This window comes from Acidovorax sp. LjRoot117 (genome assembly GCF_964252695.1).
Taxonomy (GTDB): domain Bacteria; phylum Pseudomonadota; class Gammaproteobacteria; order Burkholderiales; family Burkholderiaceae_C; genus Acidovorax.
In genome coordinates this window covers 338,330-364,729 of record NZ_CAXUPO020000004.1, presented here as the reverse complement: position 1 = coordinate 364,729, position 26,400 = coordinate 338,330, and the positions used below count along the sequence as shown (strand labels likewise).

General features: G+C 69.5%; 21 protein-coding genes and 1 pseudogene. 10 read left to right on the top strand and 12 right to left on the bottom strand.

Annotated features, from left to right (window positions below):
- Positions 1–49: 49 nt before the first annotated feature.
- Entirely contained in the window at positions 50–1,156 is a 1,107-nt protein-coding gene (locus tag ACSQ3D_RS14880) for a GGDEF domain-containing protein (protein WP_436127422.1), read from the top strand.
- On the opposite strand, the gene ACSQ3D_RS14875 is transcribed toward ACSQ3D_RS14880, so the two are convergent.
- Positions 1,132–1,980 carry a M48 family metallopeptidase gene (locus tag ACSQ3D_RS14875; RefSeq protein WP_056410232.1) on the bottom strand — a complete coding sequence of 283 codons (849 nt, stop codon included), beginning with the start codon at positions 1,978–1,980 and terminating at the stop codon, positions 1,132–1,134. The genes ACSQ3D_RS14880 and ACSQ3D_RS14875 overlap by 25 nt on opposite strands.
- 171 nt (positions 1,981–2,151) lie before the next feature.
- Between ACSQ3D_RS14875 and ACSQ3D_RS14870 the strand changes: the two genes are divergently transcribed.
- Complete coding sequence (locus tag ACSQ3D_RS14870; protein WP_056410234.1) at positions 2,152–3,591, top strand: AmpG family muropeptide MFS transporter; 1,440 nt, start codon at positions 2,152–2,154, stop codon at positions 3,589–3,591.
- Positions 3,592–3,601: 10 nt separating this feature from the next.
- Here the strand turns inward: ACSQ3D_RS14870 and ACSQ3D_RS14865 are convergent.
- The 3 genes and pseudogenes from ACSQ3D_RS14865 to ACSQ3D_RS14855 form a co-directional block, all read right to left on the bottom strand.
- Positions 3,602–3,829 (bottom strand): annotated as a pseudogene (locus tag ACSQ3D_RS14865) (ATP-binding protein); the annotation flags it as partial.
- 1,609 nt (positions 3,830–5,438) lie between these two features.
- Positions 5,439–6,107, bottom strand: a complete 669-nt coding sequence (locus tag ACSQ3D_RS14860) for a response regulator (RefSeq protein WP_056411535.1) — start codon at positions 6,105–6,107, stop codon at positions 5,439–5,441.
- 60 nt (positions 6,108–6,167) lie between these two features.
- The gene (locus ACSQ3D_RS14855; RefSeq protein WP_436127421.1) at positions 6,168–8,315 is read right to left on the bottom strand and encodes an alkaline phosphatase D family protein; all 2,148 of its coding nucleotides are present in this window, start codon (positions 8,313–8,315) and stop codon (positions 6,168–6,170) included.
- A 171-nt stretch (positions 8,316–8,486) separates the two neighbouring features.
- On the opposite strand from ACSQ3D_RS14855, the gene ACSQ3D_RS14850 reads away from it, so the two are divergent.
- From ACSQ3D_RS14850 to ACSQ3D_RS14840, 3 genes are all read left to right on the top strand, one after another.
- Positions 8,487–10,142 carry a hypothetical protein gene (locus tag ACSQ3D_RS14850; RefSeq protein WP_436127420.1) on the top strand — a complete coding sequence of 552 codons (1,656 nt, stop codon included), beginning with the start codon at positions 8,487–8,489 and terminating at the stop codon, positions 10,140–10,142.
- A gap of 204 nt (positions 10,143–10,346) precedes the next feature.
- A complete protein-coding gene (locus ACSQ3D_RS14845) occupies positions 10,347–11,066 on the top strand; it encodes a response regulator transcription factor (RefSeq protein ID WP_056410241.1) in 720 nt (239 codons plus the stop codon).
- A gap of 4 nt (positions 11,067–11,070) precedes the next feature.
- Positions 11,071–12,309: a HAMP domain-containing sensor histidine kinase gene (locus ACSQ3D_RS14840; RefSeq protein ID WP_436127419.1), complete on the top strand. Its 1,239-nt coding sequence runs from the start codon at positions 11,071–11,073 to the stop codon at positions 12,307–12,309.
- A gap of 66 nt (positions 12,310–12,375) precedes the next feature.
- Here the strand turns inward: ACSQ3D_RS14840 and ACSQ3D_RS14835 are convergent, their stop codons facing one another.
- Complete coding sequence (locus tag ACSQ3D_RS14835; protein WP_436127418.1) at positions 12,376–13,695, bottom strand: YbfB/YjiJ family MFS transporter; 1,320 nt, start codon at positions 13,693–13,695, stop codon at positions 12,376–12,378.
- Between the two features lie 42 nt (positions 13,696–13,737).
- Between ACSQ3D_RS14835 and ACSQ3D_RS14830 the strand changes: the two genes are divergently transcribed.
- Positions 13,738–14,607, top strand: a complete 870-nt coding sequence (locus tag ACSQ3D_RS14830) for a LysR family transcriptional regulator (RefSeq protein ID WP_396506650.1) — start codon at positions 13,738–13,740, stop codon at positions 14,605–14,607.
- A gap of 70 nt (positions 14,608–14,677) precedes the next feature.
- Complete coding sequence (locus tag ACSQ3D_RS14825) at positions 14,678–15,847, top strand: NAD(P)H-dependent flavin oxidoreductase (RefSeq protein ID WP_436127417.1); 1,170 nt, start codon at positions 14,678–14,680, stop codon at positions 15,845–15,847.
- A 271-nt stretch (positions 15,848–16,118) separates the two neighbouring features.
- Here ACSQ3D_RS14825 and ACSQ3D_RS14820 read toward each other — a convergent pair whose 3' ends face one another.
- From ACSQ3D_RS14820 to ACSQ3D_RS14795, 6 genes are all read right to left on the bottom strand, one after another.
- The gene (locus ACSQ3D_RS14820; RefSeq protein ID WP_436127416.1) at positions 16,119–17,093 is read right to left on the bottom strand and encodes a glycosyltransferase; all 975 of its coding nucleotides are present in this window, start codon (positions 17,091–17,093) and stop codon (positions 16,119–16,121) included.
- 187 nt (positions 17,094–17,280) lie between these two features.
- On the bottom strand, positions 17,281–18,534 hold the full coding sequence (locus ACSQ3D_RS14815) for an O-antigen ligase family protein (protein WP_056163379.1): 1,254 nt from the start codon (positions 18,532–18,534) through the stop codon (positions 17,281–17,283).
- Positions 18,534–19,349 carry a glycosyltransferase family 2 protein gene (locus tag ACSQ3D_RS14810; RefSeq protein ID WP_436127415.1) on the bottom strand — a complete coding sequence of 272 codons (816 nt, stop codon included), beginning with the start codon at positions 19,347–19,349 and terminating at the stop codon, positions 18,534–18,536. Before ACSQ3D_RS14810 ends, ACSQ3D_RS14815 begins: the two co-directional genes overlap by 1 nt.
- Before the next feature lie 3 nt (positions 19,350–19,352).
- Entirely contained in the window at positions 19,353–19,559 is a 207-nt protein-coding gene (locus tag ACSQ3D_RS14805; protein WP_056163376.1) for a zinc-finger domain-containing protein, read from the bottom strand.
- Positions 19,560–19,696: 137 nt separating this feature from the next.
- Positions 19,697–20,647 (bottom strand): branched-chain amino acid transaminase, encoded by a 951-nt coding sequence (locus ACSQ3D_RS14800; protein ID WP_056410253.1) that lies wholly within the window; start codon positions 20,645–20,647, stop codon positions 19,697–19,699.
- 146 nt (positions 20,648–20,793) lie between these two features.
- Complete coding sequence (locus ACSQ3D_RS14795; protein WP_056410254.1) at positions 20,794–21,216, bottom strand: hypothetical protein; 423 nt, start codon at positions 21,214–21,216, stop codon at positions 20,794–20,796.
- Positions 21,217–21,443: 227 nt separating this feature from the next.
- On the opposite strand from ACSQ3D_RS14795, the gene ACSQ3D_RS14790 reads away from it, so the two are divergent.
- Positions 21,444–23,252, top strand: coding sequence for a methyl-accepting chemotaxis protein (locus ACSQ3D_RS14790; protein WP_436127414.1), 1,809 nt, complete (start codon positions 21,444–21,446; stop codon positions 23,250–23,252).
- A gap of 101 nt (positions 23,253–23,353) precedes the next feature.
- The gene (locus ACSQ3D_RS14785) at positions 23,354–24,028 is read left to right on the top strand and encodes a DUF4124 domain-containing protein (protein WP_436127413.1); all 675 of its coding nucleotides are present in this window, start codon (positions 23,354–23,356) and stop codon (positions 24,026–24,028) included.
- 18 nt (positions 24,029–24,046) lie between these two features.
- Here the strand turns inward: ACSQ3D_RS14785 and radA are convergent, their stop codons facing one another.
- Entirely contained in the window at positions 24,047–25,426 is a 1,380-nt protein-coding gene (gene radA, locus ACSQ3D_RS14780) for a DNA repair protein RadA (protein WP_056163361.1), read from the bottom strand.
- A 117-nt stretch (positions 25,427–25,543) separates the two neighbouring features.
- Between radA and ACSQ3D_RS14775 the strand changes: the two genes are divergently transcribed.
- The gene (locus ACSQ3D_RS14775; RefSeq protein WP_436127412.1) at positions 25,544–26,371 is read left to right on the top strand and encodes an aldolase/citrate lyase family protein; all 828 of its coding nucleotides are present in this window, start codon (positions 25,544–25,546) and stop codon (positions 26,369–26,371) included.
- The last annotated feature ends 29 nt before the right edge of the window (positions 26,372–26,400 follow it).

Here is a 26,400-nt window from a genome sequence, read left to right as displayed (position 1 = left end):
ATTTTGTTAACAATCTCGGGCGTCATGCGCCCTCCGGCTGCTGCACGCCATGGATTCCTCTGCAAGCTCCTCCCCGCCCGCACCCCGTGCACCACGCCCCTACGAGCCTGCGCAGCGCGGCTCCAGCGTGGCGGGCAAGGTCTATTGGGCGATGGCGCAGCGGGTGGCGCTCACCGCAGCCTGCATCGATGGGCTGTACATCGCACTGTTTGTCTGGCTGGGCTCGGTGCCGCTCGCGCTGGTCAATGTGGTCAGCATCGCGATGTACCTGTGCGCCCATGCGCTCATCCGGCGGCGGCGCAACACCGCCGGCATCCTGCTCATCTGGCTGGAGGTAATCGCGCACTCGGCGCTGGGATCGCTGCTCGTGGGCTGGGACAGCGGCTTTCACTACTACCTGTTGCTGTTCATTCCTGCGGTGGTGATCGCCAACTCCGGCCGCTACGCCGTCCCCGTGGTGCTGGCGCTGCTGGCCTACTACCTGGGGCTGCGCCTGGTGTGCGACCACCTGGGCCCGCTGGCACCGCTGGCCGGGCAGGGGCAGAAGATCGTCAACATATTGCACGTGTGCGTGGTCTTCGGCATGTTCGCGGCGCTGGCGGCGTTCTACCGGCGCACCATCCTGATCGCCGAGAACCGCCTGCTCAGGCAGGCCACGCTCGATGCGCTGACGGGGCTGAACAACCGGGCGCACTTCCAGACGCTGGCCGGGCACACGCTCACCCGCATCCAGCGCACGGGCGAGCCGGTGGCGCTCATGCTGTGCGACATCGACCATTTCAAGCAGGTGAACGACCGCCACGGCCACGCGGCGGGGGACCGCGTTCTGGTGGCCGTGGCGCAGGTGCTCGCCGGCCAACTGCGCGAGAGCGACGTGCTCGCGCGCTGGGGCGGCGAGGAGTTTCTGGCGCTCATGCCGGCCAGTTCGCTGGCATCCGCCGTGGAGGTGGCTGAGCGCATCCGCGCGGCCATCGAGCGGATTACCCTGGACCACCAGGGTGTGCCCGTGCCGCTGACGATGTCGTTCGGCGTGGCGCAGGTGGCCAGCAGCGACGACCTGCCCGCGGCCATCGCGCGCGCCGACAAGGCGCTGTACCGCAGCAAGCACGACGGCCGCAACCGCGTGACCGCTCAGCCCTTGCGTGCCGCTTCGTAGAGCTTTTGCACCTTGGGCACGTTCATCTCCAGCTCCTTGATGCGCGCGGGGCCCGAGGGGTGGGTGGACAGGAAGGCCAGCCCGCCCTGCTTGCCGCCCGTGGCATTGCCCATCTTCTTCCACAGGCTGACCGACGCCGCGGGGTCGAACCCGCCGCGGGCCGCCAGCTCCAGCCCCACCAGGTCGGCCTCGCTCTCGTCCGACCGGCTGAACTGCAGCGTGAGCAGCTGCCCGCCCAGGCCGGCCGCGGCCTGGCCCAGGTCGCCCAGCCCCAGCAGCTGCGAGCCCAGGCGCAGCGCCAGGTTGGTGCCCTGGGTCTTGGCCAGGCGTTCGCGCGCATGCTCGCGCAGGGCATGGGCCATTTCGTGGCCCATGATCATCGCGGTCTCATCGTCGGTGAGCTTGAGCTGATCGAGGATGCCGGTGTAGAAGGCGATCTTGCCGCCGGGCATGCAAAAGGCGTTGATCTGCTGGCTGCCGATCAGGTTGACCTCCCAGCGCCACTGCTTGGCGCGGTCGTTCCACGGCGCGGTGTACGGGATCAGGCGCTTGGCGATGGCATGCAGGCGCTGCAGCTGCGGGTGGCCCTCCGGCGCGAGCGCACGCTTGGCCTTGGCCTGCTCGAGCATCTGGCGGTACTGCTGGGCGGCGGAGTTCTCCAGCGTTTCCGCCGGGATCAGCTTGCGCACACTGGAGGCCGTGCCCACATCCACCTGCGCCATCACGGGCGCGGCAGCGGTGGCGCCAGCGGCCAGCAGGAAGGCGCGGCGCGCGGACCAGGGCGACGAGGGAGCGACGGAAGGCGTGGGGCACAGAAGGCACATACCGGATCACCTGAAGGGAAGGGAAGAGGGCAAGGGAATAATAGGCGGCTGCACTGACGCGGGACCGCACGGCACAGGCCGTGTCCCCCGCAGCGGCGTTGCCAGCCCGATGGAGGCCGGCGCGCCAGGCTGCAAGGTGTCAGCGATGATAGACAAAACCCCCGGGCGCCCATGTCAGACACCTCCGCCAACCAATCCCCCTCCACCCACCCCGCCCTGCCCCCCGAAACGCCCCGCCGCACCCCCTGGCTGCAGACGCTGCGCGTGTACCTGGAGCCCGCCAGCCTGCGCATGCTCACGCTCGGCTTCGCGGCCGGGCTGCCGCTGCTGCTGGTGCTGGGCACGCTGTCGTTTCGCCTGCGCGAGGCGGGCATCGACCGCAGCACCATCGGCTACCTGAGCTGGGTGGGCCTGGCCTACGGATTCAAATGGGTGTGGGCGCCGCTGGTGGACCGCATGCCCATCCCCGGCCTGACCGCGCTGCTGGGCCGGCGCCGCAGCTGGCTGCTGCTGTCGCAGGCCATCGTGGTCGCCGGGCTGATCGGCATGGCGGTCTGCGACCCGCGCCTGACCCTCGGGCCCATCGTGTGGTGCGCGCTGGCGGTGGCGTTCGGCTCGGCCACGCAGGACATCGCGCTCGACGCGTACCGCATCGAATCGGCCGACGCCAACCACCAGGCGGCGCTGGCCGCGTCCTACCAGACGGGCTACCGCCTGGCCATGATCTGGGCGGGCGCGGGCGTGCTGTGGATCGCGGCACGCGCCGAGGTGGCACCGGCCCTCGGGCAGGCCATCGCCCAAGGTGCGGCGGCCTACCAGAACGGCGCCTGGCGAACGGCCTACCTGGTGATGGCCGCCTCGATGGCCGTGGGCGTGGTCACGGTGCTGTTCTCGCGCGAGCCCGCGCCGGTGCAGCTGCCCCCCGCGAAGAACGCGGCCGAATGGATCCAGGGCGCGATGATCGAGCCGTTTGCCGACTTCCTGCGCCGCTACGGCTGGCACGCGGCACTGATCCTCGCACTCATCGCCGTCTACCGCATCAGCGACGTGGTGATGGGCATCATGGCCAACCCGTTCTACGTGGACATGGGCTTCACCAAGGACGAGGTGGCCGCCGTCACCAAGGTGTACGGCGTCATCATGACCCTGGCGGGCGCCTTCGTGGGCGGCGTGCTGTCCATGCGCTTCGGCGTGATGCGCATCCTGATGCTGGGCGCCATCCTGAGCGCGGCCAGCAACCTGCTGTTCGCCTGGCTCGCAGGGCATGGGCACGATGTGACGGCGCTGATCGCGGTGGTCTCGGCCGACAACCTGGCCAGCGGCATCGCCTCGGCCGCGTTCATCGCCTACCTGTCGAGCCTGACCAACGTGAGCTACTCGGCCACGCAGTACGCGCTGTTCAGCTCCATGATGCTGCTGCTGCCCAAGTTCGTCGCGGGGTTTTCGGGCGACTACGTGAACGCCTTCGGCTACGCGCACTTCTTCACGTCGACGGCGCTGCTGGGGCTGCCGGTGCTGGTGCTGGTGTGGCTGGCATCGCGGGTGCGGGCGCCTGCGGCACCACAGGCAACGCAATCTGCACACACGTCCCCTGGCCCGGCGCAGCCGTGATCTCCAGCAGCGCGCCAACGGCCTGCGCACGCGCCCGCATGTTGGCCAGGCCCTGGCCGCGTGCCTGCGCCGTGCCCTCCATGCCCACGCCGTTGTCGGCAATCTCCAGCACCAGGCGCGGCGGCTGATTCGCCAGCGCGGCCTGGTGGCGCGCACTCACCCGCACGCTCGTGGCCTGGGCATGCCGCAGCACATTGGTGAAGGCTTCCAGCAGGATGCGCTGGATCTGCAGCACCATGTGCGGCGTGAGGGTGTCGAGCGCGGGCAGCTCCTGCACCTGCCAGTCCACCTGGATGCCCGTGGCCGCCAGGCGCGGCTGCAGCCGGTAGCGCAGGGTGGCCAGCACCGTGCCCAGGTCGCCATCCACCGGCTGCATGGCATCCACGGCCATGCGCAGTTCATCCAGCGCGGCATTGGCGTGCTCGCGCAGTTCGGCGCGGCTGGCGCGGCCCTTGCCGATGAGGCTGAGCAAGCCCACCAGCTGCGAGCCCACGCCGTCGTGGATGTCGCGCATGATGCGCTGGCGCTCCTGCAGCGCTGCGTGCTGCGCGTGTTCTTGCTGCAGTAGGTCGTAGCTGACCTGCAGCTCGCGCTCGCGCTGGCGCACCTTCTCGTCCAGCGAGTTGCTCAGGCCCTGGTAGGCGCGCGCCTGGCGGCCGTAGCGGCTCAGGATGAGCCAGCCCACCAGCAGCACGAACAGCATGGTGGCCAGGGGCAGCACCGTGGTGCGGCCCTGCCCCGCACTGGGAATGCGCACCGCGATGAAGTCGTAGATGCTCGCGCCGACAGGGATGAAGCTTGCCAGGCACAGCGCGATCGCCTCGGGCTCCCGCGTCACCACCGCGTGCCGGGTCGACAAAGCGTAGGCAAAGAACGCGGGCGGAAACAACAGCGCCAGGCCCAGCGTCCAGAGCCAGGGCACGCCCGCTCCGAACGCGCCCGAGATCACCACGACCTCCACCACCAGCCATGCCCAGAATGCCTGGCGCACGCGCGGGCCATCGCATCCCACCATCGCCAGCGCGAAGCGGGTGAGCAGCAGCAGATGGATGGCCAATGCAAAAGCCATGAGACCGCCCCACAGCGGCCAGCCTATGGGCGGTGTCTCCCACAGCCTGTCGCCATACCGCACGATGCCAAACGGTGCGCACAGCGCAAAGTATCCATACACCGGCTCGCGGTTCAAGCGCCACAAGCCACCGGCAATCACCCCAGTGAGCGCCAGTGAAAACACCACGCCGACCGCAGCCCACTGCCGCCAGACATAGCGCTCGTGATACTCGGGCAGCAGGCTTGCCTCGGGCCCGAATTGCGGCGTGGCAAGCCCACCCCAGCGCCCGGGTTGCGCGGTCACGCGCACCTCGAGCGGGGTGGGCTCCACGTCGGACAGAAAACTCGCGGGCACCGGCATCCACAGCGGCGACTTGGCAGCGTCGGTGCGGGTGTCTCCCAGTGCCCCACGGTGCATGAGCAACTCGCCACCCACATACACCTCCACCTGGTTTCCGATCCGCGGGAAGTACACGCCCGACAGCGGGCTGCCCTTGGGCACGGGGGGGATCTCCAGCACATAGCGCGCCTTCCCGGACAGGCCCGCGAACGCCTTGTCCCACCGGTGGGGCAGCGTCAACGTGCCGGACCACGGCGCCGCGCCCTCGGGCTCCAGGTACGCGAAGGCCTTGTGCAGCACGTGAACACCGGGCTGTGCGGCAGATGCCGGTGCGGCGTCGTGATCCGCATCTTGTGCACCCGCGAGCCCTGCCCACGATGCAAGCACGACCCAGAGCGCCGGCCACAGCACCCACCGGCACAGCGCCACACCGCCGCGCGCGCGGGCCGAAGTGCGGCTACAAAAGCCCCATCTGCCGCGCCTCGAAGATGGCCTCGGCTTTGGAATGGACGGCCAGCTTGCTGTAGATGTTCTTGACATGGGACTGGACGGTGGAGGGCGCGATGCCCAGGAGTTCTGCGACCTCGGCATAGGTGTAGCCACGTGCGAGCTTCGCCAGAATATCCTGCTCGCGCGCCGTGAGCGTATCGGCCGGCGCCAGGCTGTGGGGCACGGCCGGGCGCGGCGACAGCCTGGCGAGCAATTGCCGCGCGATGATGGGCGTCATGGGCGAGCCGCCCGCACGCAGGCTCAGCACGTGCTGCGCCAGGTCGTCCTCCGTCCCGTCCTTGAGCAGGTAGCCGCGCGCACCGGCTTCAAAGGCATTCATCATGTTGGCCTCGTCGCCGAACATGGTGATGACCATGACTTCAGTGACCGGAGACAGCGCGCGGCACTGGCGGATGACTTCCAGGCCGGAGCCGTCCGGCAGGCCCAGGTCCACCAGCAGCACATCCACGCTGTTGTCGCGCAGCCAGCCCACCATGTCGCCGACGGTGGCGGCGGTGAAAGCCAGGCTCAGGCGCGGCGCGCGGGAGAGCGCCTGCACCAGGCGCTCCCGTGTGCGGGGGTCGTCTTCCACCAGGGCGACCGAGATCTCCGGGCTGGGCAAGGGGGTGCGGTGCATGGCGTTCAAGCGGCGTCGTGGCGGCAGGCCCGCGGTACCCGGCGTGGCACGGGTGTGCGGTCACGGCACATCAAAGACCCCTGCGCCGGCTGCCGATACCAGGCCCTCAGCCACCGCATCAGACCACGCGAAGTCGCGCTGGCACAGCAGCGCCTCGTGCAGCCGGTGCTGCTGCGGGTTGATGCGCAGCAGCAGATAGTCGTGCTGCGGGCCTACGCCAGCGCTGTCCGAGAAATCCAGGCAGCTGTGGCCCTGGCGCGCAGGAACGAAGTCTTCGTCCACGCCCAGCAACGCACCCGCGCCATCGAACCAGTCGGCAAACCGCAGCGTCTGGTCATGGCGATTGCGTGTCATGACCACCGGGAGCTCCAGCCCTCCCAGGCCTGCCTGGCGGCGGTATTCGGACGCCTTGAGCATGGGCGCCGACAGCACGATACGGTTCAGGTTCGCCAGACGGTGCCCGCCCACGCCCATGCGCTCCAGAGCGTGGTGCAAGGCGAGACATCCCGCGCTGCGCGCGAGCACCACCTTGGCCAGCCCCGCATAGGCCGGCTGCGCCGCCACCGTGTTGAACGCATGCAGCACGGTCGCCAGCGCAAAGCTGCCGCCCTGGGCACCCTGCCGGGCGCGCGGCACACCACTGAGCGCGGCAAGCACACCGCCACCGCGCCCCGCCTCCCAGCCATACAACACCGGCTCGCATGCGGGATACACCGCACGCAGCCCATAGGCCTGCTCCAGCCCCATGGCGGGAGACTTGCCAAAACCATGGATGAACAGCACCACCGCGGTTTTTTCCGGCTGCGCCAGCGCACGGTCGAACGCGGATTGCACCAGGCGGTAGGTGGCTTCTGGCCAGTCGCCGGGGCGTCCCATGTCCGCCTCACCCTCCAGGCGTGCCGAACCATCTGCCGCCACGCACCAGTGCACGGGTTCGGCATAGTGCCCATCCTGCAAAGGCTCGTCCAGATACACCGCGTCCAGGCCGTCGAGGCCCTGGGGCAGCGACACCTGCGTCCGGTCCCGGAATGCACCGGACCGCGTCCGGGCCGCCAGCACCGCCACAGGATGGTCATCCGCTGCGGCGTCCACGCGGCTGTGCGCCTGGGCCTGCAGGGGCTCGGTCCAATCGCCGGCATCGAAGGGCAGCGGCGGCATCGGAGGGTCGGGCTCCCACGCGCCGCCGCGCGACTGCGCCCACAACTGCACCTCGACCACGCCGCCCGTGCGCCAGGTTTCCGGCACGGTCGCCACGCCGTACGAGGGGGCAAAGCGCTGGGGTCCGTACCGGCCGATCGCAGCGCCGGACGAGAGCACCTGCACCACCCGGCTGCTGGCGCCATCGGAGGCGGGCAAGCGGCCGCTCCAGACGTTGGCATGCACATCGCCCCCCAGAAACAACACCGGCCGCCGCGCCGCGCGCAGGGTGCCGTCGTACTCCGCATAGCTGTGCCCGCCCTCGGCATGCCAGCCCTGCTGGGACAACAGGTAGTGGTGGGCCATGGGCGTTCCCGCCGCCACCAGCAGCAGGCCGGCGCCGGGCTCGCCCGCTGCATCCCGCAGCGCCCGGGCCTGTTCCACGCCCAGCAGGCTGGCACCCGGCGCCCGCGCCTGGCGGTGCCAGCGCGTGTCGAGCAGCAAGCAGGTGGGGCCATCCTCTGCACCCAGAGCACCCGACCAGAACAGGTCGCCGACGCCAGCGGGCAGAGGGCTGTCCCAGTCGGGGGGCAGCCCGGCCGGGTAGGCAGCATCGACAGCCGCTTCGCGCAACTGGTGTTCGAACTGCGCCCACAAGCGGCGCGATACCGCCTTCACGCGCTCGGGCACGCCGTGCCGGTAGGCATCGCCAGTGCCGTCCACGCCCAGGCTGTTGTTCCACGCGTAGTCGTGGTCATCCCAGGTCAGCAGCAGCCGGGCCGGGTCCGACCGCCCGGCAAAGCCGCAGACCATGTCGCGAAAGGCCTGCATACCCCACTGCAACGCGTAGCGCCGGTGCATATCGATGGCATAGGCCCGCAGGCCCTGGACGGGCTCGCGGGCGATCAGCGAGCGCCAGTCCCTGGCGCCGGGCCCGAGGCCCCAATCCATGTAGATGTGGTCTCCCAGCAGCATCAGCACGTCCGGCTGCTCGTGTTCTGCGATGCGCCTCCATATCTCTTGGTCTGCCACACGCTCGGCGTCCATGCAGGAAGTGAAGACGATTTTCATGCGCCCCAGCGTAGGGGCAAACCTGCCGGCACACAAGACGGACGGCCCCCATGTTCATGGGATGCGCAGCGTGCCGCATTTGCAGACAGTCAGGCAACCGCTGAGCATCGCCATCGAGCGCCTGCGGTGACGGCATCTTCACCTTCCACAACCATGATCAGGAGCGACTCCATGCACACATCTTCTTCCCCTCTGGCGCTGGCACTGGGCGGCGCCCTGGCCCTGACGCTCACCGCCTGCGGCGGCGGGTCGTCCTCCGACGACACCGCTCCTCCTGCTCCAGCGCCGGACACCAAGGTCACCCTGACCGGCACCGTCGTGGTCGACCAGGCCATCCGCAACGCCGTCGTCTGCCTGGACCTGAACAACAACGGCACCTGCGACGCCACCGAACCCGTCTCCGCCCGCACCGGCGCAGACGGCGCCTACACCCTGACCTACGACACCGCGCAGACCAGCACAACGCAGGCCGCCGCCGCATCGCTGATAGCGCCCATGGTGCCCGGAGCCCTGGCCGACGCCAACACCACCATCGATGCTGCCGACACGACCGAGGGCAACACCGCTGCGCGCTATGTGCTGCGGCAGGTTCCCGGCAAGGCCGGGCAGATCAACCCCCTGACCACTCTGGTCACCGCCGGCATCACGGCAGGCATGACCGAGGCTGCGGCGCGCAGCAATGCCGCGCTGCAGCTGGCCATTGCTCCCGCCAAGATCGACAACTACCAGGACGACGCCCCGACCGCGGGGGTGATGCTGGACAGCGCACGCAGCATGGCCAAGGTCGTCGCGGCGAGCCTGGAAGAAGGGACCACGCTGGTGGTGGGCGACCAGCAGTCGGCCGTGACGGCAGCCACGGGTGATTTGTCGAGCTTTATCTACACCGACTCGGCGAACTACTCGTACCGGACCATCGACTCCGTCGCCAAGCCCGGCGGAACCGCGGGCTCCACCCTGCGGGACGTGCGCGGCGGCATGACTGCCGGGTCGCCCACGCCCGCCAGCACGCTCTACAACCAGGCCTACCTCACCGCGGCCGGATGGCAGCGTTGCGACGACACCATCCTGCTGCAGAGCACCATCGGCTCGCCCAGCCGCAACACCTTCTGCGGTGCCCTGTCGCAGGTAGGCTTCACCAAGCGCGAGGACGTCGACACGCGCACCATGGCCAGCGTGGTGAGCTCCCTGCAGACCGACGCCGACACCAACACCATCAACAACAACGGCACATCGACCGCCGCGCTGCTCACCAGCCTGGGCACGGCCACGTTCCCGGCCGGCTCCCGGATTCACACCCGCTACAACCTCTCGCTCGACCAGCCGGTGCTCATCAACAGCATTGCGGCCGATTCCCGGCCGGCCAGCGAGACCACGCTGGAGCAGATGATCACCGCCCGGCCCGCCTCCGCCGTGGTGCTGAGCACCGGTGCAGGCACGCTCTCCCTCGGAATCTCCAGCGGCCCGGCGCGGGCCCTGCGCGTCGCCTTCACCGGCACGACGAGCCCCACCGCAGGCACGGTGCAGTTCTACGAATGCGATCTGAACAGCACGCAAACGGTACTCTCCAACTGCGCAACCACACAGACCGGCACATACGCCATTGCCACGGTGCACGGCGTCAAGGTGATGCGTTTTGCAGGCCACGCCGCGACGACGATGGGCCACACGCGCTCATACGCCGAAGTGGCCAATGCGCCGACCATCGTGAGCGGAAGCCGGGTGTTCCAGGTGCGCGAGAACAAGACCGACATCGACTCGAACTTCACCACCTCCCGCCGCCTGAACGCCGCAGCGTGGACGGCCCTGCGCGCACAGGCCGGCATTTGACCCAAGCGATCTCCTCGCGTGCTGCCAAGAGCACATTGTTCAGGCTCCCTGCGGGGAGCCTTTTTTTCGCCACGCACACGCCAGCGGCCAAGCCGGCATGCGCAACCCACCTGCGCCTTGGCTTTACGGAAGCTTTACCTGACCGACAAAACCGCGTGACCCCGCCTCGCGACCATGAGTGGCACCCGCTACTACACTGCCCCCATGAGCTCCCAACTGCTGATGATCGAAGACGATGCCCGCCTCGCGCAGATGGTGGGTGAGTACCTGGGCCAGTCGGGCCTGCAGGTCACGCACCGTGCCGATGGCAAAAGCGGCCTGGCCCAATTGCAAGGGCCCGACGCCGGCGCGCTGCCCGACCTCGTGATCCTGGACCTGATGCTGCCCGACATGGACGGGCTGGAGGTCTGCCGCCGCATCCGCTCGCTGCAGGGCAGCGCGGCGCAGGTGCCGGTGCTGATGCTGACCGCCAAGGGCGACCCCATGGACCGCATCATCGGCCTGGAGCTGGGTGCCGACGACTACCTGCCCAAACCCTTCGAGCCGCGCGAGCTGCTCGCCCGCATCCGCGCCATCCTGCGCCGGCGCACCGATGGCGGCAGCACGCCAGCCACGCAGGCGCTGCGCTTCGGCACGCTCGAGATCGACCGCGACGCGCGCACCGTCACCGTGGCCGGCCAGCTGGCCGACCTCACCTCCTACCAATTCGACCTGCTCGTGGCGCTGGCCGAGCGCGCAGGCCGGGTGCTGACCCGCGACCAGATCATGGAGGCCGTGCGCGGCCGCGAGCTGGAGGCGTTTGACCGCAGCATCGACGTGCACATGGGCCGCATCCGCGCGGCCATCGAGGCCGACGCCAAGAACCCGCGCCGCATCCTCACCGTGCGCGGCGTGGGCTACGTGTTCGCCAAGCAACAGGACTAGCTGGGTGTCCCTGTCCACGCCCTTCTCCCGCCGCCTGTACCTGCGCATCTGGCTGGCCGTGGTCGGCGGCATCGCGGTGCTGACGCTGTCCGTGGGCTGGGCCTGGCGCATGGCCGAGGAGCAGAAGGCCCAGAATGCCCAGCCCTTCGTGCCCCCGTCGCGCGAGATGGTGCTGCGCGACAACACCGGCAACGTGGTGCTGCGCGGCCTGGCCACCCGCCAGCCCAGCGAGCCCGGCGAAGGGGCGGAATTCCACATCGAATCCGAAGACGGCCAGCCCTTCGTGCTGCAGATGGCACCGCGCCAGCCCCGGGGCGAGCGCGGTGAACGGGGCGGCGGAGGCGGCCGGCCGGGCGACGCTTTCTGGACCCGCCCGCCGTTTGGCTTCTTGTGGCTGCTGGGCATCGTGGGCCTGGCGGTGGCGATCGGCGTGTACCCCATCATCCGCCGCCTCACACTGCGGCTGGAGGCACTGCAGCGCAGCGTGCAGCGCTTTGGCGAGGGCGATTTGTCCGTGCGCGTGCTCGAGCAGGGGCAGGACGAGGTGGCCGACCTGGCGCGCCAGTTCAACGCTGCGGCCGAGCGGGTGGAGAAACTCGTCAAGTCGCACAAGTCGCTCTTGGCCAATGCCTCGCACGAGCTGCGCTCGCCGCTCACCCGCATCCGCATGGGCATGGAGCTCATGGTCGGGCAGCAGCCCTCGCCCGCGTTCCGCGAAGAGATCCTGCGCAACATCGCCGAGCTGGACCAACTGGTGGACGAGATCCTGCTGGCCAGCCGCCTGGATGCGCGCGAGGCCGACGTGGGCACCGTGGAGCTGGTGGACCTGATCGGCCTGGCCGCCGAAGAATGCGCCCGCGTGGACGCCGACCTGGATGTGAGCGCCAGCCCCGATTCGGTAGACGTGATGGGTGTCTCCAAGCTGCTGCGCCGCGCCATCCGCAACCTGCTGGAGAACGCACGCCGCTACAGCACGGGCGAGATCACGGTGGTGGTCGACCGCCGCCAGGGCCACGCCGAAGTGCGGGTGTGCGACCGCGGCCCCGGCGTGCCGCTGACGCACCGCGAACGCATCTTCGAGCCCTTCTACCGGCTGCCCGGTGCCAGCGAACGCGCCGGTGGCGTGGGCCTGGGGCTGTCGCTGGTGCGCTCCATCGCCGGGCGCCACAACGGCACCGTGCACTGCGAGGACCGCGAGGGTGGCGGCGCGTGCTTCGTGCTGAGGCTTCCGCTATCACATTGATAGCTTATAGCGCTTGATGGACAAGCGGTAGAAGCCTTTTTTACCCTAAAAGGGCGATCAAGCCGCTCAACCCGTCGAGACCTTGTGCTGCGGACTCCAGCGCCATGCCATGACGCCGTACAGCACCGCACCCAACAGCAGCACCGACCCCGCCACGCCCAGCGCCCAATCGAACCCCTGCGCCCGTGAGCCTGCCCGCGCCAGCAGCGCGGCGGCCATGGGCGGGCCGGCGATCTGCCCGATGCCGTACAGCGCCGTCATCAGGCCGGTGAAGCCGGCACCCGCCTGCGGCCACTGGTAACGCGCCTCCTGCAGCGCAAAGAACGTGATGGCCGTGAACGGCAGGCCCAGCAGCAGGCTGCCCAGCGCAAAGCCCGCAGGCCCGGGCCACAGCACGCCCAGCGCCACCCCGCCGGCCTGCAGAACATAGGCCGCGGCCAGCAGCCAGCGCCGGTCGCGCGTGGGGGCGATGCGCGTGGACAGCAGCGCGCCCAGCGCGACACCCGCGCCGAAGATGGGCCAGAACAGGTCGGGCCACACCGAGCCCGCGGGCAGTGCGGCGCGCGCAATGACCGGCAGGAAGGTGGCGGTGACGATGTACCCCAGGCCCGCCAGGCCGTAGGCGATGGCGAGCAAGGCCCGCTCCGCAGCCGGGCGTGGTGCAGGCGCCGAGGCCGCGCCGGTGCTGCCGGGCGCCGCAGCCAGGGGTGCCTCACCCCCCTGGAACACCGCCCACGCGCCCGCGCACAGCACGGCTGCGAGCAGGCTGAAGGCCGCCCAGCCGGCCGCGGCGCTCCAGCCCGCGGCCACCATGGCACTGGTGGGCAGGCCGGTGATGACGATGCCCAGCCCCGGCCCGCAAAAAATCAGCCCGCCCCACGCCGGGCGCCCCAGGTGCGCCAGCCGCCCCATGCACCAGTTGGCCGTGCCCAGGAACACCAGCGCGCTGGCCACGCCCGCCAGCATGCGCAGCAGCGGCCACGCCGCAGGCCAGGGCAGTGCCAGCATGCCGGTGAGGAGCACGGTGGCCACCAGCCCGCAGCGCACCAGCGTGGCATTGCCGGGCACGCCACCCAGCCGACGGCCCAGCCAGGGCAATGCCATGTACAAGAGCGCCCCCGCCAGGTAGCCGGCGTAGTTGGCCGTGGCCAGCCAGCTGCCGGTGGCGATGTCGACCACGCCGTCGTGCAGCATCATGGGCAGGAGCGGGGTGAAGGCGAAGCGGCCGATGCCCATGGCCGCGGCCAGTGCGGCCATGCCGGCCAGGGCCACGCGCAGCGCTGCGGCGCCGTCGGTGTGCGGATGATCGGCGGAGGGAGAAAGAGACGCCTGGGTCACGGTGCAGGGTGGCGAAGGGTTGCCACGGGGGTGGAGGGTGCTTATCATCTTAGCAAGAGATTGAATTTTTGTAATTCATACTTTTTAAAGATGGAAAAAGCCCCACCCCTTCTGGACCTGGCCGCCCTCGACATTTTCCGCACCGTGGCGGCAGAGGGCAGCGTCACGCGCGCTGCCGAGCGGCTGTCGCGTGTGCAGTCCAACGTGACCACGCGGGTGCGCCAGCTGGAGGCCGACCTGGGCACGCCGCTGTTCCTGCGCGAGGGCAAGCGCATGGCGCTCACACCCGAGGGCCAGGTACTGCTGGGCTATGCCGACCGGCTGCTCGCGCTGGCCGAGGAGGCGCGGCAGGCGCTGCAACCCGGCCCGCCCGCCGGCCGCCTGCGACTGGGGTCGATGGAAAGCACCGCGGCCAGCCGCCTGCCCGCGCCGCTGGCGCGGCTGCACAGCCAGTGGCCCGGCGTGGCGCTGGAGCTGACGACCGCCGCGACCCGCGTGCTGGTGGAACGCCTGCGCGCGCACGCGCTCGACGCGGTGCTGGTGGCCTGGCCACCGGGCCAGCCCGCCGACCCGGCCCTGGAAACCCGGCCGGTGTTCACGGAAGAGCTGCTGCTGGTCCTGCCCGCCGGCCACCCGCATGCCGCCGGCCCCGACCAGGTGCAGCCCGGCACGCTGGCGGTGTTCGAGCCCGGCTGCACCTACCGCCGCATCGCGCAAGAGTGGTTTGCGCCCCGGCGGCAGCCGATGCAGTTGCTGGAGCTGGGCTCGTACCACGCCATCCTGGCCAGCGTGGCGGGCGGAGGCTGCGCGGGCATCGTGCCGCGCTCGGTGCTCAGCATCTCGCCGCACGCGGCATTGCTGAGCCAGCAGCCAATCACCACCATCACCACCTTGCTGACCTGGCGCCAGGGCTACCGCTCGGCCGCGCTCGATGCGCTGCAGCAGGTGCTGGTCGGCTGACCGCCTTCAGTTCGTTTCCCCTTTCTTTGTTTCCCACTTCATTTCCTTCTTTCTTTCACGGAACGTCACCATGCCCGACCGCAGCCTGCGCACCGCCCTCTCCCTTCGCCTGCCCATCGTGCAGGGGCCCATGACCGGCGCCGACACGCCGGCCCTGGCGGCCGCCGTGTCGGCGGCCGGCGGGCTGGGCACGCTGGGCTGCGGCATGCGCTCGCCGGCGGCCATGGCCGAGGCCGCCGCCGAGGTGCGCCGCCGCACCGACCGGCCCTTCGGCCTCAACCTCTTCGTGCAGGACACGCCCACGCCCGATGCCGCCACCGTCGATTTGGCGCTGGCGCGCGTGGCGCCGCTGTACGCCGAGTTCGGCCTGCAGGCCGCCGTGCCCGCGCGCTGGTGCGAGGACTTCCGTGCGCAGTTCGATGCCCTGGTCGAGGCGCGGCCCGCGGTGGCCAGCTTCACCTTCGGCATCCTCACGGCCGCACAGGTCGAGCGACTGCACAGCGCGGGCTGCTACGTGATCGGCACGGCCACGACGGTGGCCGAAGCCCTGGCCTGGGCCGACGTGGGGGCCGATGCCGTGTGCGCATCGGGCATGGAGGCGGGGGGCCACCGCGGCACCTTTTTGCCCACGGGCCGGCCGCAGGCCGAGGGACTTGCGCCTGCTGGCTCCACCATGCGTGCGGGGATGCCATCACAGGCCGACTTCGCCGCCGCGATGGTAGGCGCGCTCGCGCTGGTGCCGCAGTGCGTCGACGCCTTGCGCCCCCGCGGCGTGGCCGTGATCGCGGCCGGCGGCATCATGGACGGCCGCGGCATCGCTGCGGCGCAGGCGCTGGGGGCCGAGGCCGTGCAGATGGGCACCGCCTTTCTCGCCTGCGACGAATCGGGCATCGGCCGCGCCTACCGCGACGCCATGGTCCAGGCCATCGCCACCGACACGCGCACGACCCGCGTGTTCTCGGGCCGCCCGGCGCGCGGCATCGTCAACCCCATGCTGCAGAAGCTGCACGCCCACGAGACCGATGTGCCGGCCTACCCCGTGCAGAACGCCCTCACCGGCGCCCTGCGCCGGGCCAGCGCCGAAGCCGGCCGCGCAGACCACCTCTCGCTGTGGGCCGGCCAGGGCGTGGCCGGGGTGCGGCCCATGCCGGCCGCACAGCTGGTGGCCGCGCTGGAAACGGAATGGCGGGCTGCGCTGGCCGCGCAAGCGGCGCTGCTGCAAGCGCAGCAACGCTATTGATTTAATAGCTGCCTGCGCTTTCTGGAAAAGCGATAGCGGCCCATTTGAATCAAAAGTCCCGACGCCAAGGCCAAGGTTTGCGTCGGCTGCGCCTTGGCTTCGACAGGCTCAGCCCGAACGGATGAGGGGCGGGGTCAGAGCCCCGCGTGGGGTGAGACCCCGCCCCTCTTAACTGGCGCGCCTCTAACGCCAGCGCACCCGTGGAACCGGCTTTGCCGGGCCAGGGGGTGCGTCCCCCTCGGGGGATGGCGCGCAGCGCCTCAGGGGGGCTTCACTGCCTCCAGGGCAGTTCGCGCGCAGGCCCCAGGATGACAGGTGGCTGCGCGTTGATCTTTTCACCGGCCAGAACGCGTTCGTACATCCGCAGGTAGTTGCGCGCCATGCGCTCGGCGCCAAAGTGGTCGACCACGTGCTGGTGGCAGGCCCGGGCGTCGAAGCGGTTGCTCCGCACCGCCTCGGCCAGCACGTTCGCCTCGGCCGAGAGCACGCCGCAGTGCAGCGGCACCAGCTCGGGCAGCGCGCCGTACGGCGTGGAGAACACCGGGCACCCGAAGTACAGGCTCTCGATCACCGCCAGGCCGAAGGGCTCGTGCCAGCGCACCGGAAAGATGAGCCCGCGCGACGCGTTGAGCAGCGCGGTCTTCTGCGTGCCGCCCACCATGCCGTGGAAATGGATCTTGCGCGACAGCGTCCAGCGAAAACCCCGCTTGAAGTTGACGCGCGTGCCGCCCAGCACATCGAGCTCCACCCCCGCGCGCAGTGCCACCTTGATCGCCCCGCGCACATTCTTCACCCCCCAGGCCGCCTTGCCCAGGAAGTGGTAGCGCGGGCGCGGCACGTTGAAGTCCACCGGGCCGTAGCCGCTCCAGTCCAGACCGTTGTAGACGAATTCGGTGGAGCCGTACCGCGCCGCATGGTCGCGCGACAGGAACACGGTGTTCAGCGGCAGCGGCTTGGGCTTGCGCGCGTTGCCGTGCTCGGTCACCAGGTAGGGCTTGGCCAGCTCGGTGCGCGGGTTGAACTGGAAGTGCGTGATGTCCACGCCCTTCGGGATCTGCCCTTCCCACGGCTCGTCCGGGCGGATGGGCAGCACGTCGCCGAAGTCGCAGGTCGAGCCCTCGGGCACCAGGTAGCTCACCCGGTGGCCTTGCTGGACCAGGGTCTTGCCCAGGTCCCAGATCACGCGCTCGGTACCGCCATAGCCGTAGACCGGGATGGGGGAGTTGTTGACCAGCAGGATGTGCATGAAGAGGGCTCTCGTCTCAGTTGTCCATGGTGCCAAGCGCGGCCCGCAACCGTTGAAACTGGCGCGGACCAGTCCAGGGCAGCCTGGCAAGGGCCGCCCCGCAGCGAGGGCTGCGTCCCCCTGCCCGCATTGCGCAGCGATGCGAGAGCGGGGGGAAGCGGCAAAGCCGATCAGGGGGGTGTCGCATCTAAAACGGCCGTCCGCACCCAATGCGCGCGCGCCGCTCATGCAGGGCGGCCAGCAGCAGCGGGCACATGAAGAGGTAGAACATGTTGCCGCTGTTGTGCGCCAGAAAGACTTGCGTGAGGCCGAAGCCGATGTACGACAGCGGCAACAGCACGCCCATGAGGCACAGCGACAGCGATTCGCGGTCCATCTTGCCCGAACCGTCGCGGATGCGCCGGGCCGTCGGCCAGAACATCACGAGCGGGATGCCATAGAAGGCCAGCAGCAACAGCACGCCCGGAATGCCGCGCTTGGCGAACAGGTCCAGCACTTCGTTGTGCGCATGGCCGAACTCCAGCACCACGGGGTGCGCCTGCCCGGCCGCCACACGGCGCGCCTTCTCCTCGATGTACCCGGCGCGGCCCCAGCCCGTCAACGGCCGGTCCCAGCCCATCTGCCAGGCCAGGTGCCAGTGGGCCAGGCGCTGGCCCACCGAGCTGCGTCCGTCCCCGCGCTGCTGGTAGGTCTGCACCTCCGCCCGCGCCTCGTCCACGCGCTGCTCCACCGCCGGCACCTGCGACAGGGCCGCGGCCACCAGCGCCAGCGCACACAGCCCCCAGTACACGCGCCGCTGGCCCGTGGTGCGCACCAGCAGCCAGGCGCACACGGGCAGCAGCAGCACCAGCGCCAGCCAGCCGCCGCGCGACTGCGACAGCACCGACCCCGCAGCGCCGAGGACCACGGCGGCGGCCAGCAGCAAGCGCTGCCACAGCACCCAGCGCCGCCACTGCACCACCAGCAGCAGGCCGCTCATCACGGCCAGCAGCATGCTCAGATTGCCGTACTGGATGGCGTTGGTGAACCCATTGGCGCGCGGCAGCGCCATCACGAAGGTCTGGTACAGCCCGACGATGCCGCTGCCCACCGCGCCCACGGCCACCCCCATCCACAGCCACGAGGCACGGGGCTCGAACGTCATGAGGTAGAAGATGCACGGGAGCGCCAGCAGGTACTTGACGGGGCGGTCCATGCTGCCCCAGCCCCAGGTCGCCCCCACATCCAGCAGCCACAAGGCCGCCATGCACGAAAACGCCGCCGTCAGCCACCACGCGGCACGCGGCGCAGGGCGCTTCCACCAGACGGGCGCACTCGCAAGCGCCGCCAGCAGCAGCAGCGCTGCACCGTAGGAATAGCCCGAAGGCAGCCACAGCGCGAAGCCAGGCACCATGAACGCACCGACGCTCGCACAGCGCCCCAACCAACGGTAGGTCTTCATCACCGGATCACACGGCCTGTCAGGCTGTCTCGGTCGTAGTGCAGCGCTGCATAACGAAAGAACCCCTCCAGCGCCACAAAAAGACAATACAGAAAACCCGCGCCGCCGCACAGGAACCCCAGGCGAAACACATACAGGCGCAGGAACATCGACAGGCCCGAGGCCAGGCCGCGCACCACCCCGCCGCGTTGGCCCTTCTCGGCGCGCTTGGCGGCGCCGAGCATCACGTACTGCGTGAGCTTCTCCAGGCTGCCGCGCACCGTGGTGCGCGAGTAGTGCAGCAGGCGCGCCTTGATCAGGCGGCGCGGCACGTCGGCGCCGCCGGGCTGGGGATGCAATTGGGCTTGCTCGTGCACCACGCCGGTGTATTCCTTGACCATGCGGCGCACGAAGAGCCGCTCGATCTGCGACTGCGAGCGAAAGTGCGTGAGCTCCTGCCCGAACGCCACCATGCGCCAGCGGATCTTCCACACGGCCTGCTCGCCCGAGCGCACGATGGCCTGCAGCTCCTGCGCGAACGCAGGCGTCATCACCTCGTCACTGTCGAGAAAGAAGATGTAGTCGCCGCGGGCATGGGCCAGCAGGCGGTTGCGCTGCACGGCAAAGCCCTGCCAGTCGGGGTGGCTGTGCACTTCGGCACCCAGGCCCTGCGCGATGGCCACGGTGCCATCGGTGCTGCCGCTGTCCACCACCAGCAGTTGGTCCGCGAACGCGGCACTGCGCAAGCAGGCTTCGATGCGGTGCGCCTCGTTGTGGGACAGCACCGCCACCGTCAACGTGGGCGACGGCGTGCCGCCCCCGGCTGCCACTGACATCAATCAATGACCAGCGTGTACGTGCTCGCCCGCCTTGAGGCGGTAGACGGTTCCGCAGTAGGGGCACTTGGCCTCGCCGGAGCGGGCCACGTCCAGGTACACCTTGGGGTGGGTGTTCCAGATCTTCATATCGGCCTTGGGGCTGGGGCAGAAGACGCCACCCTGGGGGTTGAGGTCCTTGGCCAGCAATTCGATGACAGCTTGCGACATATGTATTCGTTTTCCTTGATGCACCGCCGCGGCGGCGGTGCTTGAAACTGGCCTGGCCGGTGCACCCGGGCACCCGGTCGCCCTGGGGCGGGCTGTGCCGGGGGTGGAGTCCGCGCAGCGGCTCCGTCAGGGCTGGCTCACACCTTCGTGAGCCAATGGGCGTATTGGGGGTTGCGGCCGTTGACGATGTCGAAGAACGCGGCCTGGATCTTTTCGGTGATCGGGCCGCGGCTGCCCACATAGCCGTCCTTGCCAAGCTCGATGCGGTCCAGCTCGCGGATCGGCGTCACTTCGGCCGCGGTGCCGGTGAAGAAGGCTTCGTCGGCGATGTAGACCTCGTCGCGCGTGATGCGCTTTTGCACGATCTCCAGGCCCAGGTCCTTGGCGATGTGGAACACCGTGTTGCGGGTGATGCCGTTCAAGGCCCCCGCCGACAGGTCGGGCGTGTAGATCACGCCGTTCTTCACCACGAAGATGTTCTCGCCCGCGCCTTCGGACACGAAGCCGGAGCTGTCGAGCAGCAGCGCTTCGTCGTAGCCGTCGTCGAGCGCTTCCATGTTGGCGAGGATCGAGTTGGTGTAGTTGCTCACCGCCTTGGCCTGCGTCATGGTGATGTTGACGTGGTGGCGCGTGTAGCTGCTGGTCTTGACGCGGATGCCGCGCTTCATGCCCTCTTCGCCCAGGTAGGCGCCCCAGGCCCAGGCCGCCACCATCAGGTGGATCTGGTTGCCCTTCGGCGACACCCCCAGCTTTTGCGAGCCGATCCAGGTCAGCGGGCGCAGGTAGCCCGATTCGAGCTTGTTCTCGCGCACCACGGCCCTCTGGGCTTCGTTCACCTCTTCCTGGGTGAACGGGATCTTCATGCGTAGGATCTTGGCGCTGTTGAACAGGCGCTCGGTGTGCTCCTGCAGGCGGAAGATGGCCGTGCCGTCCGCCGTCTTGTAGGCACGCACGCCTTCGAACGCGCCACAGCCGTAGTGCAGGGTGTGGGTCAGTACGTGGATCTTGGCGTCGCGCCAGTCCACCATCTGGCCGTCCATCCAGATCTTGCCGTCACGATCGGCCATCGAGGGAACTACGGGGCTCATGGGTATCCTTTGTTGCTGTGGGTCGCAAAGGCGAGATTTTAGGCGACAGCGACCGCCAGGCTGCCATGGGGCGCACCCTGTACCGGCACGGCCGCCCACCGCGCTGCACGCCGGCGGGGGCTGCGCGGCAGCGGTGCCGATGCTGTCTAGGACGCGGCAGGGGGCGCCACCGGCTCCTCGCTGGGCGGGCGCACCAGCTCCCACTTCACGAGCTTGCCGTGGCGGAACTCGCAGGTCACGTGCGACTGCGTGCCGTCCGTCCAGCGGTAGATCTCGGGCTCGGTGTCGGCGGCGGACAGTTGCTCGCCCAGCGACTGGGTCATGGCCACCACGTGCATGAGGTTGACCCCTGCGCGCAAGCGGGCGTTGAGCATCACCGCGCTGCCCACGTAGCCCATCGGGCGATTGGCCGCCTTCTTCATCACCGTCATGAGCCGGGTGAAGTGCAGCAGCCCCCACATCACCAGCCCCCCGACCACGGCCGCCACACCGGCCCAGCCATAGGCCACAAAACCAAAAACGATCAGGCCGACAACGCCCAGCGGTACGAAGATAGTGCGCAAATTCATGGGCGCTATTGTCTTATGACTGCCCCGGGCGTCCGTCCAAACCCCTGTCCTGCGGCCGGCATCGCACCCGAAACGAAGCTTGCCCGCGCCCCGGACCAAATGTTTCGTTGTGTAAGCACTACATTAATGAAAGAAGCTCGCGGCCGCAGGCACGCCAGCCCCCGCCGGGTGTTTACGGCAGACGCCCCAGCGCCAAAAATGCAGTCTCGTCCTTCTGGAGATCGTGAATGAAACTGGATAACGTGCGCCTGGCGCCCAAGCTGTGGGGTTCTATCGTGGGTCTGCTGGGTGCCATGCTGCTGGTCTCGGTCTGGGCACAGCACCAGGCCGGCCGGGTGATGGACCGCACCCTGGAGTCGATGGCCTCGTTCGAGAACCGCATCACGCTGGCCGTGCAGTGGAAAGGCGCCACCGAGACCACTGGCGAACGCGTGCTGGCCAGCAACGTCACCCCCGACCCGGACCTGACCACCCTCTTCGACGGCCGCGTGAAGGCCGGCATCGCCGGCATCTCGGCCATCCAGGCCAAGGTGCTGGAACTGGCCACCACCCCCGCCGACAAGAAAGCGCTGGAGCGCGTGGCGAGCGAGCGCAGCAATGTGCTGGCCCTGAACAAGCAGGCCCGCGAGATCAAGCAAGGGGGCGACGGCGCCGCCTTCAAGACCTTCATCGAAAGCAAGTACCTGGCCGCCATCGGCAGCTACGTGGACAGCCTGGAAGCCTTCGTGCAGCTGCAGCAAAGCCAGCGCGACGCCGCGCGGCAGGAGGCCCAGGCCGCCCGCACCCAGGCCAATGTGCTGGCCTGGCTGACGCAGGGCATCGTGTTCGTGCTGGGCCTGGTGCTGTCCTTCCTGCTGGTGCGCTCCATCGCGCGCCCGCTGCACCGCGCGGTGGAACTGTCGGACGCGATTGCGGGCGGCAACCTTACCGTGTCGGCCCATGACGACCGCCAGGACGAGTTCGGCCACCTGCTGCGCTCCGTCTCGCAGATGGCCGCGCGCCTGCGCAGCCTGGTGGCCGAAGTGCGCAGCGGCGTGGATTCGATGTCCAACGCCTCGGTGGAGATCGCCACCGGCAACCACGACCTGTCGGCCCGCACGGAGCAGACCGCTGCCAACCTGCAGCAGACCGCCGCCAGCATGGAAGAACTCACCGCCACCGTCACCCAGTCCGCCGACACGGCGCGCCAGGCCAACCAGCTGGCTTCCACCGCCGCGCAGGCGGCCACGCGCGGCGGCGAGGTCGTGGCACAGGTGGTGGAGAGCATGCAGCACATCACCAACAGCTCGCGCAAGATCGCCGACATCATCGGCGTGATCGACGGCATCGCTTTTCAGACCAACATCCTGGCGCTGAACGCGGCGGTGGAAGCCGCCCGCGCGGGCGAGCAGGGCCGGGGCTTTGCGGTGGTGGCCAGCGAAGTGCGCGGCCTGGCGCAGCGCAGCGCCGAAGCGGCCAAGGAGATCAAGAACCTCATCGGTGCCTCGGTGAACACCGTGGAAACCGGCTCCGGCCAGGTGGCGCAGGCCGGGCAGACCATGGACGAGATCGTCGCCAGCGTGCGCCGCGTGTCCGACCTGATCGGCGAGATCACCGCGTCGTCGAACGAGCAGCGCGACGGCATTGGCCAGGTCAACCAGGCCGTGAGCAACCTGGACCAGATGACACAGCAGAACGCCGCGCTGGTGGAAGAATCGGCCGCCGCGGCCGCGTCGCTGCGCGACCAGGCCCAGCGCCTGTCCGAGGTGGTGTCGGTGTTCAACGTGGGGCACACGCCCGCAGCGCCCACCCCTGACCGTGCTCCGGCACCCCGGCCGGCGGCGCCCCGCGTGTCTGCCGCCACTGCCGCGCGCAGCCCAGCGCCAGCCCTGCGTCCCGCCAAAGCACCTGCGGCAAAGGCCTCGGGTACAGCCCCAGCTGCGGCCACCGCCCGCAAGCTTCAGGCTCCGAAGCCCACCGTGGCCCCAGCCGCCACACCCGCTGCCACTGCACCGAAGGCCACCAAGGGCTCGGACGACGATTGGGAATCCTTCTGACGCACCGGCTCCGCGGCACCCGCACCTTGCAGCGGGTGCTGCGGGCTGTCGTCGCGGGCTGATCTAATAGCGCAGTCTCTCCTTTCGCCCACGGTCCCTTCATGCGCAACGCACCCATTTTGCTCGCAGCCCTGGTGGCTGCCCTGTCCACCACCACGGCATCCGCCCAGCACATGTTCAAGTGCACAAACGACAAAGGGCAAACGACCTACTCGGACCGCGCGTGCGAACAGGCACCGCGGCCTGCGCCCCCGGCCGCACGGCCAGCGGTGGCCACTGCCCCTGCGGCCAAGGCCAGTGCGCCCGCTGCCGCTGCGCCAGCCACCAGCAGCGCCAAGGCCGAGCCCATCACCAAGCTGACACCGGCGGTGGTCGAGGCCGTGCTGCAACGCGCCGTCGACCTGGGGGACCGCAAGGACTACCGCGGCCAGTGCGCGCTGGCCGCACCCGACCTGAATTTCAAACTGACAGACCACAGCAACTCTCCGCCGAGCGTGTACTCCGGCGGGCGAGGCGACATCTGCGCGCTGCAGCAACAGTCCGCCCAGGCGATGCAGGCCGGGGGCCTGCGCTCTTCCACACGCCTGAACAAAATGGACATTCGCGTCAGTGCCGACGGCACGCAAGCCACCGCCAAATACGAGTCTGCCGCTGCCATCTCCATGGAAGGCCAGCACGCACTGACCATGCAATGCACGCGCGAGGAAGTGCTGGGCCTGTACAGCGGCACCGTGCTGTACAAGCGCGTCACCGCCGTCTGCAGGCCCGTGGGCTGAGCCCGGCCACCTGGTCGCCTAGCCGATCTCCCGCACCACGTTCATCGCCTCTTCCACCCGCTCCACGGCGTGGATGGTGAGGCCTTCGATGGGCTTCTTGGGCGCATTGGCCTTGGGCACCACGGCCACGCGAAAGCCGAGCTTGGCGGCCTCCTTCAAGCGCTCCTGACCGCGCGGCGCGGGCCGCACCTCGCCCGCCAGCCCCACCTCGCCAAACGCCAGAAAGCCCTGCGGCAGCGCCTTGCCGCGCAGGCTGGAGGTAATGGCCAGCATCACAGCCAAATCGGCAGCGGGCTCGCTGATGCGCACGCCGCCCACCGCATTCACGAACACATCCTGGTCCATGCAGGCCACACCGGCGTGGCGGTGCAGCACGGCCAGCAGCATGGCCAGGCGGTCCTTGTCCAGGCCCACGGACAGGCGCCGGGGGCTGGGGCCCGCGCTGTCGACCAGCGCCTGGATCTCCACCAGCATGGGCCGTGTGCCCTCCAGCGTGACCATCACGCAGCTGCCGGGCACCGGCTCGCTGTGCTGCGACAGGAAGATGGCGCTCGGGTTGCTCACGCCCTTGAGCCCCTTTTCCGTCATGGCGAACACGCCGATCTCGTTGACCGCGCCAAAGCGGTTCTTGATGGCCCGCACCAGTCGGAACTGGCTGTGCGTGTCGCCTTCGAAGTACAGCACCGTGTCCACCATGTGCTCCAGCACGCGCGGGCCGGCCAGGGCCCCTTCTTTCGTCACGTGGCCCACCAGCACGATGGCCACGCCCGAAGCCTTGGCCGCACGCGTCAGGTGGGCCGCGCATTCGCGCACCTGCGCTACCGAGCCCGGGGCCGAGGTGAGCTGGTCGGAGTACACGGTCTGGATGGAGTCGATCACCGCCACGGCGGGCTGCATGGAATCGATGGTGGCCAGAATCTTTTCCAGCTGGATCTCTGCCAGCACGTTGACCTGGCTGTGGTCCAGCCCCAGCCGGCGCGATCGCAGCGCCACCTGCGCGCCGCTTTCCTCGCCCGTCACATACAGCGTGGGCAGGCCGGCGCGCTGCAGCGCGTCGAGCGCCTGCAGCAGCAGCGTGGACTTGCCGATGCCCGGGTCGCCGCCGATGAGCACCACGCCGCCTTCGACGATGCCGCCGCCCAGCACACGGTCGAGCTCGTCGATGCCGCTCGGGGTGCGCTCCACGTCGCTCGCCTCGATGGCCGACAACGGCATCACCGCCTGGGCCTGGTTCAGGCCCGCGAACTGCGGCGTGCTGTAGCGGTTCTTGCCGGGCCCTGCGTCCGCCACGGCTTCGATCAGCGTGTTCCAGGCGCCGCAGGCGGGGCACTTGCCCAGCCAGCGCGGGCTGGTGCCACCGCACTCGGTGCAGGTGAAGACAGTTTTTTCTTTGGCCATGGCAAGAGTTGAAGAGGGAGCGTTCGGCAGGGCGGGCTGCAGACTATAGCGGCGACGGTGCGGCGCCACCGGACGGTGCAGCGCGCACAGGCTTGCCATCATCGGCAAAATGCACGCATGCACACACCCACCAATCGCTTCAAAGCGGCCATGGCCCAGGGCCAGACACAGATCGGCCTGTGGCTGGCGCTGGCCGACGCCTACACCGCAGAGATCGTCGCAGGCACAGGCTACGACTGGCTGCTGGTCGACGGCGAGCATGCGCCCAACGATGTGCGCTCCATCCTGCACCAGCTGCAGGCCATCACCAGCGCCACCGCCGCCCTGCCCCCTGGCACCACGCCGCCCCACGCCATCGCCCGCGTGCCGGTGGGCGACACCGCGCTGATCAAGCAGTACCTGGACATCGGCGCGCAGACGCTGCTGGTGCCCATGGTGGACACGGCCGAGCAAGCCCAGGCCCTGGTCCGCGCGACGCGCTACGCACCCGAAGGCGTGCGCGGCATGGGCAGCGCCCTCGCCCGCTCGTCGCGCTGGCAGGCCTATCCGCAGTACGTGCACGAGGCCAACGCGCAGGTCTGCCTGCTGGTGCAGGCCGAGACGGTGGAGGCGATACGCAACCTCGATGCGATTGCCACCACGCCGGGTGTGGACGGCGTGTTCATCGGCCCGGCCGACCTGTCGGCGTCCATGGGGCACCGGGGCGACCCCGGCCACCCGGATGTGCAGGCGGCCATCCACGAAGGCATCGCGCGCATCCTGCGCGCGGGCAAGGCGCCGGGCATCCTGGCGACCAGCGAGGCGCAGGCGCGCGAATGGCTGGCCGCCGGCGCTTTGTTCGTGGCGGTGGGTGTGGACACCATGCTGCTGGCCAGCGCGGCGGCCGACCTGGCGGCGCGCTTTCGGGACACGGGCGGCGCGACGACGCGACCGCTGGGCTACTGACACAGCCCCTCTTTGTCTCTTCCTTTATT